Annotated in this window: 13 protein-coding genes; 10 read left to right on the top strand and 3 right to left on the bottom strand. The window is 64.6% G+C overall.

Annotated elements, in window-relative coordinates; translation table 11 throughout:
- Positions 1-106: 106 nt before the first annotated feature.
- Positions 107-2,500 carry a glycoside hydrolase family 127 protein gene (locus FV139_RS18365; protein WP_148069943.1) on the top strand — a complete coding sequence of 798 codons (2,394 nt, stop codon included), beginning with the start codon at positions 107-109 and terminating at the stop codon, positions 2,498-2,500.
- Here the strand turns inward: FV139_RS18365 and FV139_RS18360 are convergent.
- Positions 2,497-3,129: an alpha-ketoglutarate-dependent dioxygenase AlkB family protein gene (locus FV139_RS18360; protein ID WP_235898721.1), complete on the bottom strand. Its 633-nt coding sequence runs from the start codon at positions 3,127-3,129 to the stop codon at positions 2,497-2,499. The genes FV139_RS18365 and FV139_RS18360 overlap by 4 nt on opposite strands.
- A gap of 106 nt (positions 3,130-3,235) precedes the next feature.
- Between FV139_RS18360 and FV139_RS18355 the strand changes: the two genes are divergently transcribed.
- Positions 3,236-4,495, top strand: a complete 1,260-nt coding sequence (locus tag FV139_RS18355; protein WP_213004165.1) for a flavohemoglobin expression-modulating QEGLA motif protein — start codon at positions 3,236-3,238, stop codon at positions 4,493-4,495.
- A 136-nt stretch (positions 4,496-4,631) separates the two neighbouring features.
- Entirely contained in the window at positions 4,632-4,988 is a 357-nt protein-coding gene (locus FV139_RS18350) for a DUF3192 domain-containing protein (protein ID WP_148069942.1), read from the top strand.
- Here FV139_RS18350 and FV139_RS18345 read toward each other — a convergent pair.
- Positions 4,985-5,410, bottom strand: a complete 426-nt coding sequence (locus FV139_RS18345; RefSeq protein ID WP_148069941.1) for an HIT domain-containing protein — start codon at positions 5,408-5,410, stop codon at positions 4,985-4,987. The two genes, FV139_RS18350 and FV139_RS18345, sit on opposite strands and share 4 nt — an antisense overlap.
- Positions 5,411-5,564: 154 nt before the next feature.
- Between FV139_RS18345 and FV139_RS18340 the strand changes: the two genes are divergently transcribed.
- From FV139_RS18340 to FV139_RS18330, 3 genes are all read left to right on the top strand, one after another.
- Entirely contained in the window at positions 5,565-6,977 is a 1,413-nt protein-coding gene (locus tag FV139_RS18340) for an amidase (protein ID WP_148069940.1), read from the top strand.
- 11 nt (positions 6,978-6,988) lie between these two features.
- Positions 6,989-8,188 (top strand): pyridoxal phosphate-dependent aminotransferase, encoded by a 1,200-nt coding sequence (locus FV139_RS18335; RefSeq protein WP_148069939.1) that lies wholly within the window; start codon positions 6,989-6,991, stop codon positions 8,186-8,188.
- Between the two features lie 179 nt (positions 8,189-8,367).
- Positions 8,368-8,751, top strand: coding sequence for a hypothetical protein (locus tag FV139_RS18330; protein ID WP_148069938.1), 384 nt, complete (start codon positions 8,368-8,370; stop codon positions 8,749-8,751).
- 72 nt (positions 8,752-8,823) lie between these two features.
- On the opposite strand, the gene FV139_RS18325 is transcribed toward FV139_RS18330, so the two are convergent.
- The gene (locus FV139_RS18325; protein ID WP_148069937.1) at positions 8,824-9,789 is read right to left on the bottom strand and encodes an NAD(P)H-dependent flavin oxidoreductase; all 966 of its coding nucleotides are present in this window, start codon (positions 9,787-9,789) and stop codon (positions 8,824-8,826) included.
- A 140-nt stretch (positions 9,790-9,929) separates the two neighbouring features.
- On the opposite strand from FV139_RS18325, the gene FV139_RS18320 reads away from it, so the two are divergent.
- From FV139_RS18320 to FV139_RS18305, 4 genes are all read left to right on the top strand, one after another.
- Complete coding sequence (locus tag FV139_RS18320) at positions 9,930-10,484, top strand: PadR family transcriptional regulator (RefSeq protein WP_148069936.1); 555 nt, start codon at positions 9,930-9,932, stop codon at positions 10,482-10,484.
- A 58-nt stretch (positions 10,485-10,542) separates the two neighbouring features.
- Positions 10,543-12,231, top strand: coding sequence for an ExeA family protein (locus FV139_RS18315; RefSeq protein ID WP_148069935.1), 1,689 nt, complete (start codon positions 10,543-10,545; stop codon positions 12,229-12,231).
- A gap of 46 nt (positions 12,232-12,277) precedes the next feature.
- Positions 12,278-13,108, top strand: coding sequence for a general secretion pathway protein GspB (locus FV139_RS18310; RefSeq protein ID WP_148069934.1), 831 nt, complete (start codon positions 12,278-12,280; stop codon positions 13,106-13,108).
- Positions 13,109-13,268: 160 nt separating this feature from the next.
- On the top strand, positions 13,269-14,336 hold the full coding sequence (locus tag FV139_RS18305; protein ID WP_148069933.1) for a branched-chain amino acid aminotransferase: 1,068 nt from the start codon (positions 13,269-13,271) through the stop codon (positions 14,334-14,336).

Genomic DNA, 14,336 nt, shown 5'->3' with positions numbered 1-14,336 from the left:
GGGGAGGTTCAAGGCCGATGGTGGACTGGCAAATTGCCAGCGGTGGCTTGCATTGTCGGGGCTCGCATCGAAGAATGACCGCCCCACCAGTAGACGGAATTTCGCGATGCCCCTGAATACCCCTCGACGCCAGTTTGTTAAAGGCCTCGGTGCGACTGCCGCACTGGCAACGGTCCCCCGGGGTGTGCACGCGGTTACCGGGGGTGCCCTGCCAGCACGCGCGCGGCCACTGCCACTGGCCGCAGTGAGGCTGTTGCCCGGCCCCATGCTCGATGCGGTACTGACCAACACAGAGTACCTTCACCGCCTCGAGCCCGACCGCCTCCTGCACAATTTCTACACCGGCGCAGGCCTGCCGCCAAAAGGCGAGGTCTACGGCGGCTGGGAGGGCGACACCATCGCCGGACACACTCTCGGCCATTACCTGTCGGCCCTGTCCCTCACCCACGCCCAGACCGGAGACAGTGAAAGCTGCCGACGGGTGCAGTACATCGTGGATGAACTGCAACGTATCCAGGCGCAGCGCGGTGACGGCTATGTCGCCGGCCTGACCCGCAAACGCCCTGACGGGACGATTGCAGATGGCCAGGAAATTTTCCCCGAGATCATGCGCGGCGAAATCATCTCCGGAGGCTTTGACCTGAACGGCGCCTGGGCGCCGCTGTACACCATTCACAAACTGTTTGCCGGCTTGTTGGATGCCCAGCATTACTGTGGTGTAAGCAACGCCCTGCCGGTGGCGCTGGGTTTTGCGAGCTACCTGGAAAAAGTGTTCCTGGCCCTGTCTGATGAACAACTGCAGCAGGTGCTGGCCTGTGAGTACGGCGGCCTCAATGAGAGTTTCGCCGAGTTTTATGCGCGCACCGGCGATGCCCGCTGGCTGGCGGTGGCCCGGCGCCTGTACGACCAGCGCGTGCTGGACCCGCTGATGGCGGGGCGCGATGAACTGGCGAATTTCCATGCCAACACCCAGGTGCCGAAGCTTGTGGGCCTGGCGCGCATTGCCGAGCTCGACGGCGACCGCGAGCGTGCCGGGGCCGCACGCTTTTTCTGGCAGCGGGTGACGGGGCATCACAGTTATGTCATCGGCGGCAATGCCGACCGGGAGTACTTTTTCGAGCCGGACCGTATCGCCGACCACATCACCGAGCAGACGTGTGAGCACTGCAACAGTTACAACATGCTGCGCCTGACCCGCCGGCTCTATGGCCAGCGCCCGGACGCCGCCCTGTTCGATTACTACGAGCGTACCCACCTCAACCACATCATGGCCGCCCAGCACCCCGAGACCGGGATGTTTACCTACATGACGCCGCTGATGGCGGGCAGTGCCAGGGAGTACTCCACCCCCTTCGATTCGTTCTGGTGCTGTGTGGGCAGCGGCATGGAGAGCCACGCCAAGCACGGCGAGTCCATTTTCTGGGAGGGCGAAGGGGGCGGCGACCCGGTCCTGTTCGTCAACCAGTACATTCCCGCGCAAGCCGGGTGGGCGGCCACCGGGGCCCGCCTGCGTCTGCAAACGACTTATCCCCACGGCGCCGACAGCACACTGGAGGTGCTCACCCCCGGCAGCGATGGCGCCTTTACCCTGGCGTTGCGCATTCCCGGCTGGGCAGAAGGCTTCACCGTGAAGCTGAATGGAGAACCGGTAGCGCCGTTGTTGGAGGCCGGCTATGCCCTGGTGACCCGGCGCTGGAATGCCGGGGACCGGCTGGCACTGCATCTGACGCTGTCCCTACGGGAAGAGGTCACCCCCGGTGATGCGAGCACGGTCGCCCTGTTGCACGGGCCGCTGGTGATGGCCGCCGATCTCGGGCCGGCCAGTGACGTGTATGAGGGGATGGTCCCGGCACTGGTGGGCGAGGCGCCTCTCGAGAAGGCGGTGCAGGGCGACAGCGGCACTGCGGCCTATCGGATCAGCGCAGAGGTGGCGAGGCCCGGTGCGCTTTCCCTGGTGCCGTTCTACAGCCAGTACGAGCGTCGCAGTGCGGTGTATTTTCGGCGCTTCAGCGAATCACAATGGACCGAAGAGGAGGCGGCGCTGGTGGCAGCCCAGCGCGCTGAACGCGAGCTGGCGGCGCGCTCCGTTGCCGTTATCCACCTCGGTGAGATGCAGCCCGAGCGGGACTGTAACCTCACCTCGGAGATTTCCTACCCGGTGGTGTACCGGGGTCGCCACGGCCGCGACGCCCGCATGCAGGGCTTTTTCGAGTTTGACCTGCCGGTAGTACCTGGCGAACTGATCCTGCAGGCCACCTACTGGGGCGGTGAGCGCCGGCGCAAATTCCGCATTCTCCTGGACGGTGAGGAGCTGGCGCGGCAGGAACTCGAGGCGCCGCAGCCCGGTGAATTCATGACCGTGTCCTACCCGGTGCCGGAGCCTTTCACCCGCAACCGCCAGCAGGTGCGGGTGCGCTTCGAACCCATCGGCCGGCACACCGCCGGGCCGGTGTTCGGCATCCGCCTGTTGCGGCCCTCCGTTGCCGGTGCTTCCAGCTAGGTCCGGATCTGGCGAAAGGTCAGGTTGAGGCGCGGCCCACAGGGCCGGCTCAGCTTGGCGATACCGTGCTTCCAGTAGCGCTGGGTGTCTCCCGCCATCAGTAACAGGCTGCCATCGGCCAGCGGCACACGCAGGGGTTTGAGGGCCCGGTCGTAGCGGTGCCGGAAGGTCAGCACCCGCTCTGCGCCCAGGCTGAGGGAGGCGATCACCGGGCGCTGCCCCAGTTCCGGTTCGTCGTCGGCGTGCATGCCCATGCTGTCCTGTTCGTTGCGGTAGTGGTTGAGCAGCACGGAGTTGAAGCGGCTGCCACTGGCGCGCTCCACGGCTTCACGCAGCTGCTGCAACAGGGGCGTCCAGGGCAGGGGATGCAGCAGCAGCCCCGAGTAGCGGTATTCGGTGCCCGGGTCGCCATACCAGGCGCTCTCGCGCGGTTCCGGCAGGGTTTTGCCGAATAGCCGGATTTCCCGCGTCGCCCACGGAGTCTCCTCAAGCAGGCGCGCCATCACCTGAGCAGCAGGCAGGGGCAGAACCGGGCGGCGCAGCAGGCGCACGTCGGCGTCGGGTAGCGGCAGGGGTTCTTCATCTCGTTGCTCGAACAGGTCCATGGGCCAAGGATAGGGCAGGGGCATCACCTGGTCACGAACTGCGGTAAATTGCCGAAAACAGTTCCTTAGCCGCGGGGCGCGTGGACTCTATACTGCGCCAGACTGCCATCCACTGTAGTGGGGATTGCCCGTGACAGACCTGGCTCCGGAACTCGAACCCTTCGCCCGCTGGGATGCCCGGCTGGTGGCGATGGTGCAGGATATCAAGCTGCTCAGTAGCCTGAGCTGGCCGAGGGAAGTACAAACCGCCTTTCTCGAGGGATGGCGGGCGGGGCAGCCCCGCCTGCCCGAGGTGAGCTACGCCCCCCAGTCCCACGCCGGGACCCTGCGATCGCTGGATGCGCTGATGGCGGAAGTGGACAGGAGCCATCCGCTGGGGAGCTACCTGTACAACACGGCCCGCTCCTACCACGACGCCGCCCGCCTGCTCGAGGCCCGCGGCACGCCCGCGGTCACCGCGCGCTCCCTGTCGCTCTACGGCAAGCCGGGCGACACCCTGGCGGGCGGTACGGTACACAACATCGATGCCGCCCGGCATTTCATCGATGTGACCGCGGCCTACGAGCAGGAGTACAGCCTGCACGAGGCGGATTACTGCCTGTCGGCGGAGGTGCTGCAGCAGGAGCTCAGCGAGCGCATCGGCAAGGTGATCGACCGCCACCACATCGACGTGGTGATCGATGAACATCTGGCCTCCAAGGCCGCCGCCGGCGCCACCCGTATTCGCCTGCGGGCGGGGACGCCCTTTTCGGAATACGACCTCAACCAGTTGCTGGAGCACGAGGCCTTCGTGCACAGCCTGACCGCCCTCAACGGTCGCGAGCAACCCCACTTCACCAGCCTCAGCCTCGGGGCGCCGCGTACCACCGGTACCCAGGAAGGCCTGGCCACCTTTGCCGAGCTGGTGACCGGTGCGGTGGATATCCGCCGACTGCAGCGCATCGCCCTGCGTATCATCGCCATCGACATGGCCCTGCGTGGCGCGGATTTTATCGAGGTCTTCCGCTACTTCCTGGCCGCCGGGCAGAGCGAGGTGGAGAGCTTCAACTCGGCCATGCGGGTCTTCCGGGGTGCACCGGTCACCGGGGGCAGCGCCTTCACCAAGGATACCGTTTACCTGCACGGGTTGATGGAAGTGCACACCTTCTTCCGCTGGGCGCTGCAACACAATCGACTGCGCCTGTGCCGCTTCCTGTTTGCAGGACGGATGACGGTGAGCGATGTGATCGAGCTGGCTCCGCTGTTCGAGGACGGCAGCATCGCTCCGGCGTTCTACCTGCCGCCGTGGATGTTGCGCACCAATGGCCTGGCCGCCTACCTGGCGTTCTCGGTGTTCGCCAACCGCATTCGTATCGCCGGACTGGGGGCAGATTACCGCTTCGCCGACTGATGTTCGTCCTCGCGACAAAGTGAGTGTTCTGCGCGACGGGCGCCATTGTGGCTCCGGGTGTTATGGTTAACTATATCACCTGTAGGGCGCACTGCAGGACAGGCGCCACCGAGACAACAACTGGAGGAAGAAAACGGTGATTTCCCTGGCCCAATACATGGTTGTGGTACTGCTCATGCTGTCGGCGGCAGGCTGCGTGGTGATTAAAACTGACGGCGCCGGCGACGACTGGCAGGAAGAGCAGCGCTCCAATCGGGAGACGATCAGTGGTTTGCAGATTGGCATGAGCCAGGAAGAGGTCCGTCAACGGCTGGGAACGCCGGCTGACTCCGAGGCCCTCAGTCGCGACGGCGAAGAGATCCGGGTGCTGTTCTACCGCACCCACTGGCGCAAGTCCGACGGCGAAACCACCCGCGATGAAACCACGCCCCTGGTGTTCCGTGGCGGTGAGCTGGTGGGTTGGGGCGAGTCGGTCTACATGTCGGCTCGCTAGGATTTCACCAGGCCGCAGTGGGCGGCCAACCCCTCCTTCAGCGCAACCAGTTCGTCGTCCTGCCAGGGCCTTCCCGCGGGCAGATTGCCCCACACCGGTTGCGGCCAGCAGGCATCCCCCTCGCGCCGGCCGACAATGTGCAGGTGCATCTGGGGGACCACATTACCCAGGCCGGCAAAGTTGACCTTGGGATAGTGCAGTTCCTCCTTGAGAAACACCGACAGCGCCCGGCAGTCCGCCAGCACAATGGGCAACTGCGCAGCGGGCAGGTCCAGTACGTCCTCCAGCTCCGTTTCCGGCACGAGGATGAACCAGTGCAACAGGGCGTTGCGCGACAACAACAGGGTGCCGCCGTCGAGGTGGCCGAGCAGATGGCTGTCGGCCAGTAACCGGGGGTGCAGGCTGTGGGCTGGGTTATTCACGGGGCTGTCCTTGGCTTGGGGAATTCCGGCAGTTTAGCGGGCCCGGCGCACGCCGTCAGCCGGCCACTCATTTGACGCTTCCACCTCGAGGCATGTACGGTCAGGGCAGGGCGTGTTGCTCGCCCTGATGCCGTGAAATGCACAGGAGGTACTCATGAGTCAGGATATCGTCGCCCTCACAGCCACCGAACTGGTCGCCCGTTATACCGATGGCAGCCTGTCGCCGGTAGAGGTGACCAGGGCCATGCTGGCCCAGATCGACAAGCTCGACGGCGAGGTAAACGCCTACTGCCTGGTGGATGAGGAGACCACACTGCGCTACGCGCTGGAAGCGGAGCTGCGCTACAACAACAAGTCACCCAAGGGGTTACTGGACGGTGTGCCGGTCGCGGTGAAGGATGTATTCCTGACCCCGATGTGGCCGACCCTCAAAGGCTCCCGCACGATCGAACCCAACAGTACTCTCGGCAAGAGTGCCCCCTGCATCGCGGCGCTGGACCGGCACGGCTATGTACCGCTGGGCAAGACCACCACGCCGGAATTCGGCTGGAAGGGGGTCACCGACAGCCCCCTGTGCGGGCACACCAATAACCCCTGGGACCCGAGCCGCACGGCAGGTGGTTCCAGTGGCGGTACCGGCGCCGCGGTCGCGCTGGGCATGGGTGCCATTGGCCTGGGTACTGATGCCGGTGGCTCGATCCGCATTCCCGCCGGCTTCTGCGGCATCGTGGGTCTGAAGCCCTCCTTTGGCGAGGTGCCGCACTGGCCCGCCAGCCCCTTCGGCACCCTGGCCCACGCCGGCCCGATGACCTGGACAGTGGAAGACTGCGCCCTGCTCATGAACGTGATGAGCGAGGCCGATCACCGCGACACCAACGCCATTCCCCGGCGGGGGATTGACTACACGGCCGACCTCAAGCGCGGTGTGGAAGGGATGAAAATCGCTTTCAGTCCCAACCTCGGCCATGTCGAGGTGACGCCGGAGGTAGAAGCCAGTGTTCGCGAGGCGGCCAAAGTGTTCTCCCGGCTCGGTGCCACGGTGGTCGAAGTGGACCCCAGCTTCAGTGACCCACTGGGTGCATTCGGCCACCTGTTCTACGGCGGTGCTGCCAATGCGATGCGTGACCTGGGTGCGCGCAAGCGGGAGCAGATGGACCCGGAACTGGTGAAGGTGGCCGAGAAGGCCGCGCGGCTGTCGATGCTGGATTACATGGGCGCGATGAACGAGCGTGCGGCCCTGTGCGAGCGTATGGCCACGTTCCACCAGAAATACGACCTCTTGCTCACCCCCACGCTGCCCATCACCGCCTTTGCCACCAACCGCGAGGTGCCTGAAGACTGGCCCAGTACCCGCTGGCCCACCTGGACGCCGTTTACCTACCCCTTCAACCTCACCGGCCAGCCCGCGCTTTCCGTACCCTGCGGATTCTGCGCCGATGGGCTGCCAATCGGGTTGCAACTGGTGGGGGCGAAGTTCGACGACGCCCGGGTGCTGCAGGCCGGTTATGCCTACCAGCGGGAGGCCCCGCTGACCGACAAACGGCCCCCCCTGTTTCACCAGGCGTAAGGAGACTTCAGATGGGCGATCACGATATCGACTTTTACGAATCCGAAGACCCGATCTGGAACCCGGCGCTGTTGACCATTCCCATGCCGGGCATTCGCAAGATGGTGAACCTGGCGTCAACCATGAGTGACGTGGTGCACCTGTCCATCGGCCAGCCCGATCTGCCGGCGCCCCAGCACGTGGTGGATGCCACCGTCGAGGCGCTGCAGGCCGGGCAGACCGGTTACACCATGGACGCCGGCCTGCCGGAACTGCTCGAGGCGCTGGCAGAATATTACGGGCAGCGTTACAGCCGGCATCTCACCCCGGACAATATCCTCATTACCACGGGCGCGACCGAGGCAATCTACCTGGCATTGACCTCCACCTCCTCGGCGGGGCGCGAGTTCATCATCCCGGATCCGGCCTTCATGCTCTACGCCCCCCTGGTGCGGATGAACGGCGGCACGGTAAAAACCATTCCCACCCGTGCCGAAAACAACCACCAGCTCGACCCCCAGGATGTAATCGATGCGATCGACATGAATACCTGCGCCATCGTGCTCAACTCACCGAGCAACCCGACCGGTACCGTGTACCCGCGCGAGACCATCGAAGCCATCGTGGAGGAGGCCGCCTACCGGGGGGTGTATGTCATCAGTGACGAGGTCTACGATCACCTGATCTACGACGGCAAGACCTATCCCAGCGTGCTGTCCTGCTGCTCGGACCTGGATCACGTGATGGTGGTGAGCAGCTTTTCCAAGACCTTCAGCATGGCGGGCATGCGGGTCGGCTGGCTGATCGCCAGCCAGGGGGCAATCAAGAAGCTGCGCCGTTACCACATGTTCACCACGACCGTGGCCAACACCCCGTGCCAGTGGGCCGGTGTCGCGGCCCTGCGCGGAGAACGGACGTTTGTTGACGATATGCTCGCGCTCTATACCCGGCGGCGCGACCGGGTAGTGGAGCTGGTCGAGCAGACGCCTTATCTGGAAGGCTACAAGCCGGAGGGGGCGTTCTACCTGTTCCCGTCGCTGCCGGAAGGTATCAACGGCAACAACGTGGCCCTGCGTATGCTCAAGGAAACGGGCGTGTGTACGATTCCGGGGCAGACCTTCGGCGAGTCCTGCAGCAATGCCCTGCGTATCAGTTACTCCACCTCCATCGAGCAGATCGAAGAGGGTTTTCGCCGCCTGATACCCTGGATGGAAAAGCAGGACTTTGCCTGACGCGGGCGGTCCCTTACTGAAAAATGCCGGCTGGCTGGTATTGTGATGCCGCTTTACTCGCTCGCGGCGCCTGTGTAGGCTAAACGGCGTCCGTGCTCAATGTGGGTTCCTGGGCTTCGGCCGTAACGGGCTGGCAGAAGCCACTCCGAGAACACAACAGAAATGAGAGGGGAAAGCGAATGAAAGTGCAAACTCTGACCGCCGCGATTGCCGCTGCAGTGTTGACTCTGGGCCTGGCAGCCTGTTCCAAGGAAGATGCCGAGAAAGCCAAGAGCTCCATGTCGGAAGCGGCGGAAACCATGAAAGAGAAAACCGATGACGCCATGGATGCCGCGGGCGACATGATGGATGACGCCGCCGACGCCACCGAGGACGCAATGGATGCCGCCGGGGATGCCATGGCCGATGCCGGCGATTCCATGTCCGACGCCATGGACGATGCCATGGACGCCACCGAAGACGCCATGGATGAGGCCGGTGATGCCATGGACGATATGGCTGACGAAGCGGAAGACGCCGCAGAAGAAGCCGGGGAGAAGATGAACGAGGCGATGGGTAACTGATCCTCGCCCCATCTCGATACAAGGCCGGCATTGCCGGCCTTTGTTGTTTCTGGTCTGGTCGTTTTGTCCAGATCAGGCGGCAGTCAGGCGCGCTTTCGCGGCGGCGTATTCACGCTTCAGGCGCGCGACCAGTTCCGCCGCGGGCAGCACATCCTTGACCGCCCCGATGCCCTGGCCACAGCCCCAGATGTCCTTCCACGCCTTGGCGGCGGAATCGCCGCCGGAACCGAAGCTCATGGCGGAGGGATCGCTCTCGGGCAGGTTGTCCGGGTCCAGCCCGGCGGCCTCGATGGAGGGGCGCAGGTAGTTGCCGTGCACACCGGTGAACAGGTTGGTGTAGACGATATCGGAAGCGCCGTTGTTGACGATGGCCTGCTTGTAGGCTTCCTCGGCGTTGGCTTCCTCGGTGGCGATAAAGGCGGACCCGATGTAGCCGAGATCTGCGCCCATGGCCTGGGCCGCCAGAATGGCGTCACCCGTGGCGATGGAACCGGACAGCAGCAGGGGGCCGTCGAACCACTCGCGAATTTCCTGGATCAGGGCGAAGGGCGAGATCGGGCCGGCGTGGCCGCCGGCGCCGGCCGCCACCGCAATCAGGCCGTCGGCGCCTTTCTCGATGGCCTTTTTGGCAAAGCGGTTGTTGATGATGTCGTGCAGGACGATGCCGCCGTAGGAGTGCACCGCCTCATTGACGAATTCCTTGGCACCGAGCGAGGTGATGACGATGGGGACCTTGTACTTCACGCACATCTCCAGGTCGTGCTGCAGGCGGTCGTTGGAGCCGTGCACGATCTGGTTGACCGCGAAGGGGGCGGCGGGCTGGTCCGGGTTGGCCTGGTTCCAGGCGTCCAGTTCCTCAGTGATCCGTTGCAGCCAGACTTCCAGTTCCGCGGCGGGACGGGCGTTCAGGGCAGGGAATGAGCCCACGATGCCGGCCTTGCACTGGGCGATGACCAGGTCGGGGTTGGAGACGATGAACATGGGGGATGCAACAGCAGGCAATTGCAGGCGGTTGGCCAGTGACTCGGGCAGTGCCATGGGGCGGTTCCTCGTTGGTAGGCGATGGTGATCCATTGTGGCTATGCAATTTATTGCATAATTCGGCCATATGCAACTTTTTGTATATCAGGGGGCCTCGCGTTATGCTGGCGCCGGAATCACCGCACACAAGGAAGACCATGGCCCTGTCCCACGCCATCATGACCGCCCTGCTGGAAGACGAGATGTCTGGCTACGAACTGGCCAAGGCCTTCGATGTGACCCTGGGCCTGTTCTGGCACGCCAGTCACCAGCAGATATACAAGGAGTTGCACAAGCTCACCGACAAGGGCTGGCTGGAGAAGGAGCCCGTTGTCCAGCAGGGCAAGCCGGACAAGATCGTTCACCGCCTTACCGGGGCGGGTCGGGAGGCACTGGCGGAGTGGGTGTGGGGAGAGAGCCGGATGCAGGAGGCCAAGGACGACCTCTGGGTGAAGCTGTACAACCTGAGCGCCGACAATATCAGCCGGCTGTCCGCTGAAATTGTGCAGCGCCGGGAAGAGATGATGGGGCGCTTGTATCTCTATGAGAAAATTCGCCGCCGCCACTACGACGATCCCGAGAGCCTGCCAATCCGTCGCAAGGGGATCTACCTGGCACTGATTGCCGGTATCCGCCAGGGAGAGAACTTCCTGCAGTGGTGTGACGAGGCGCTGGAGTTTCTGGCGCGCGCCGAAAACACGGCGACGGCATAGCCGGCGCCGCGGCCCTTGGGCATAATGCTTCCCTCGCTCCGGGCTTGTATGGGCTGATATGTACCACCAGTACTTCGGGTTGAAGGAAACGCCCTTTTCCATCGCGGTCAATCCGCGCTACCTGTTCATGAGCCCGCGCCACCGGGACGCACTCGCCCACCTGTTGTACGGGGTGGGCGCCGGCGGTGGCTTCATCCTGTTGACCGGCGAAGTGGGTACCGGCAAGACCACCCTGAACCGCTGCCTGCTGGAACAGCTGCCCGACGATACCGATATCGCCATCATTCTCAACCCCGCCCTCAACGCGCTGGAACTGCTGGCCAGCGTCTGTGACGAGTTGGGTATCGATTACGCCGGTGAGGGTAGCAGCCTCAAGTCGCTGACCGACAAGCTGCACGCTTTCCTGCTGGAAAATCACGCCCGCGGCCGCAAGACCGTGCTGCTGATCGACGAGGCCCAGCACCTGGATTTCGACGTGCTGGAGCAGATCCGCCTGCTCACCAACCTGGAGACCAACAGCGAGAAACTGCTGCAGATCGTGCTGATCGGCCAGCCCGAACTGGCGTCTCTGCTGCAGCGGCCGGAGCTGCGCCAGCTCAACCAGCGCATTACCGCGCGCTACAACCTGCAGCCCCTCAACCCGGACGAGACCCACGCCTACATCCGTCACCGCCTGCAGGTCGCGGGCCTGACCGCCGACCGGGAACTGTTTCCGCGAGGAGCCGTGCGCGCCATCCACCAGCGCACCCGCGGCATCCCCCGCCTGATCAATGTGCTTTGCGACCGCGCCCTGCTCGGTGCCTACGGCCAGAACAAGGGCCGGGTGGACCGCGCCATGGTCGCCACGGCCGCCCGGGAAGTGATGGGCGAAGAGGGTGGGCTCGGTCCGGGCTTTCCCTGGCGCCGCGCTATTGCGGTGTTCGTTGTCCTGGCCGTCGCCAGCGGATTGGCCCTGTGGCAGTGGGCTCCATTGCCGGGGGAGTCGCCCCCTGCGGTGGAGAAACCTGTGACCCTGGCAACGCCTGCCAGTCCCGCGGCAGCACCTGTACAGAGTGCAGTAGCACCGGTGCAGGCGCCGGCAGTTACCCGAAAGGCTCCCGAGCCTGCAGCCGATGCTGGCCGACCCGCCTGGCTGCTGTCACCGGAGGCCGCCGGACAATTGCTGTGGAGCCTGCAGTCGGACGCCCTGGCCCCGCTCCAGGTGTGCGGCGCGGAACCGGTGTCCGGGCTCGCCTGCTACCGGGAACAGGTGCGCACCTGGGACAGCCTGCTGGGCTACGACCGCCCGCTGGTGCTGGAACTGGTAACGCCGGAGCGTTTTCGCGCCGCCGCCCTGTTGTTGGGGGTGGACGGCCAGCAGGCCCGGCTGGCAACACCGGGTGGCGCGATCGAGGAGGTTCCCCTGCGGCAACTGGCCAGCCAGTGGCAGGGTGATTTCTACCTGCTCTGGCAGCCACCGGAGGGCTACCAGCGCCCGCTGGCGCTGGGGGACACCAGCCCCGCGGTGGCTTCCGTGGCGCAGATGCTGGCGCGGCTGGATGGGCAACCCAACCCGCTTGCCCGGCAGCAGTTCAACCGCGCCCTGCAGAGCCGGGTGAAGCTGTTCCAGCAGCAGAACCAGTTGCAGGATGACGGGGTCGTCGGAGTGCGCACCCTGCTGAAACTGAATGAACAACTGGGCATCGACCCCAGCCGCACCCTGGCCCTGGCCCGGCTGGAAGGCGAGGCGCTGGAGGACGATTCGTGAGCATAGCGGGCCGCTGTAATAGCAGTACCAGCAACGGGAGTTACCTGTGTCGTTGATCCTCGATGCCATCAATCGCTCCCAGCGTGAGCGAGCCAATCCCGGGGAGGTTCCGGGGGTGGCGACAGTCCACTACGCCGAGGCGACGGTCGCGCCCTCCGCCTGGCGGCAGGGCCTGATCGGCCTGGCGCTGATACTGGTGCTCGTTGGCGTGGCCTGGTTCCTGTTGCGACCCGCCCCAGACGTCCCTCCACAGGCGGTTCAGCCACAGGCGGTTCAGCCCCCGCAACCACAACCAGAGCCGCAAGCTCCGGTGCCGCCGGCGCCAGCGCAAACCGTATCAACGCCGCCCACGGTGGATACGCCGGCTCCGGCTACGGCCCCGGAGCCCTCGGCGGAGGTGAGCGCCCTGTACGCCGGTGCCGGTGATGGCGAAGACGAAGCTCGTGACGAGGTCGTCGAGGCCACTGCGCAAGCCGCCGCCACCGCTCCGATTGGATCGACGGTCGTCACACCCCGGCCGGCGGTGAAGAATGCGCCGCCTGCGGCGGTGTCGGAAGAGCCCCTCGACGTCGAGGAGCTGGTCGCCCGGGCGCGGGCCGAGATGCGCAATGCGTCCCTGCAGGAGCACCCTGCGCCCTTCCTCAGCGAGCTGTCCCAGCAGCGCAAGGATGCCATTCCCACGCTGCTCTACAGCCAGCACGATTACCGCGGTGACGGCGGCCGCTCCACCGTGATGATCAACGGCAAGAGCGTCGCAGCCGGCCAGCCCGTGGGCAAAGGGGTGAAGGTGGACGAGATTCTGCCGGATTCGGTGGTGCTGAGCTTTGGCGGTGAGCAGTTCCGCCTCAAGGCCCTGAACAGCTGGGTAAACCTCTAGCGCGCCATTGCCACCGTTAATACTGGGAATTTTGGATGATTTAGGTTCTGGCAGCCGAAACCCCGCCGATTCCAGTTACAATCTCTCCTGAATTACCCGGACGGTGAATGAGAGTCATCACCTGGACTACCCGACAGCTGAAGTGAAGCCTACGAGCACCATGACTATCCAGATCAATGCACTACCTGAAGCGGAGCGCGGCCGCTGCCCTGAGACCTACTCCTTTGGCACCGGCTTCGCGGACCATATGTTCACCCAGGTCTACGATGAAGGCCGGGGCTGGCACGATGCGCAGATTTGCCCCTTTGGTAATTTCTCCCTCCACCCCGCGGCTGCCGTGCTGCATTACAGCCAGGAAATTTTCGAGGGGCTGAAGGCCTACCGGCGCAAGGACGGCGGTATCAACCTGTTCCGACCGGAGGCCAATGCGGCTCGCTTCAATCGCTCCGCACAGCGTATGGTGATGCCCGAAGTGGACGCCGGGTTTCATGTCGAGGCCCTGAAACAGCTGGTGGCGCTGGACCAGGCCTGGGTGCCCGGTGATGCCGGCGCGTCGCTGTACATCCGGCCCGCCATGATCGCCACCACCCCCAAGCTGGGGCTGGGTGCGGCCGCCAGCTATCTGCACTTCGTCATTACCGGTCCCGCCGGCCCCTACTATCCCCAGGGTTTCAACCCGGTTTCGGTGTACGTGTCCGACGAGATGCGCCGCGCTGTCAAAGGCGGGGTAGGGGAGGCCAAAACCGGCGGTAACTACGCCGCCAGCCTCTATGTCAGCGAGGAGGTGGCACGCAAGGGCTACACCCAGGTGCTGTGGCTGGACGCGATCGAGGGCCGCTATGTGGAAGAAGTCGGAGCGATGAATATCTGCTTCGTGTACGACGGCAGCCTGATCAGGACGCCGGCGCTCAGCGGGTCCATTCTGCCCGGCATCACCCGCGACTCCCTGCTCAAGCTGGCGCCGACTCTCGGTTACGAGGTGGAAGAGGCTCGTCTGGATATCAATGAGGTCATGGCCGACATCGCCAGCGGCAGGATTACCGAGGTATTCGGCTGCGGCACCGCCGCGGTGGTGTCACCGGTTGGCCTGATGGCGATGAAGGGACGGGACTATGAAATCAACGGCGGCCAGACCGGCCCCGTGGCCCGTCGCCTGTTCGACGAGCTGATGGCCATCCAGTACGGCGATGCCGAAGACCCCTTCGGCTGGGTGACGGCTGTCGACTGA

It is taken from the genome of Parahaliea maris (assembly GCF_008064665.1).
GTDB classification, from domain to species: Bacteria; Pseudomonadota; Gammaproteobacteria; order Pseudomonadales; family Halieaceae; genus Parahaliea; species Parahaliea maris.
The sequence above is the reverse complement of the archived record's forward strand: the minus strand, read 5'-3'. Positions and strand labels throughout refer to the sequence as shown.

Excerpts from the sequence above, each read along its gene's own strand:
- FV139_RS18335 (WP_148069939.1), top strand. The coding sequence starts at position 6,989 with ATGGGCGATCACGATATCGACTTTTACGAATCCGAAGACCCGATCTGG.
- FV139_RS18330 (WP_148069938.1), top strand. The coding sequence starts at position 8,368 with ATGAAAGTGCAAACTCTGACCGCCGCGATTGCCGCTGCAGTGTTGACT.
- FV139_RS18340 (WP_148069940.1), top strand. The coding sequence starts at position 5,565 with ATGAGTCAGGATATCGTCGCCCTCACAGCCACCGAACTGGTCGCCCGT.
- FV139_RS18360 (WP_235898721.1), bottom strand. The coding sequence starts at position 3,129 with ATGCCCCTGCCCTATCCTTGGCCCATGGACCTGTTCGAGCAACGAGAT.
- FV139_RS18325 (WP_148069937.1), bottom strand. The coding sequence starts at position 9,789 with ATGGCACTGCCCGAGTCACTGGCCAACCGCCTGCAATTGCCTGCTGTT.
- FV139_RS18305 (WP_148069933.1), top strand. The coding sequence starts at position 13,269 with ATGACTATCCAGATCAATGCACTACCTGAAGCGGAGCGCGGCCGCTGC.
- FV139_RS18365 (WP_148069943.1), top strand. The coding sequence starts at position 107 with ATGCCCCTGAATACCCCTCGACGCCAGTTTGTTAAAGGCCTCGGTGCG.
- FV139_RS18315 (WP_148069935.1), top strand. The coding sequence starts at position 10,543 with ATGTACCACCAGTACTTCGGGTTGAAGGAAACGCCCTTTTCCATCGCG.
- FV139_RS18320 (WP_148069936.1), top strand. The coding sequence starts at position 9,930 with ATGGCCCTGTCCCACGCCATCATGACCGCCCTGCTGGAAGACGAGATG.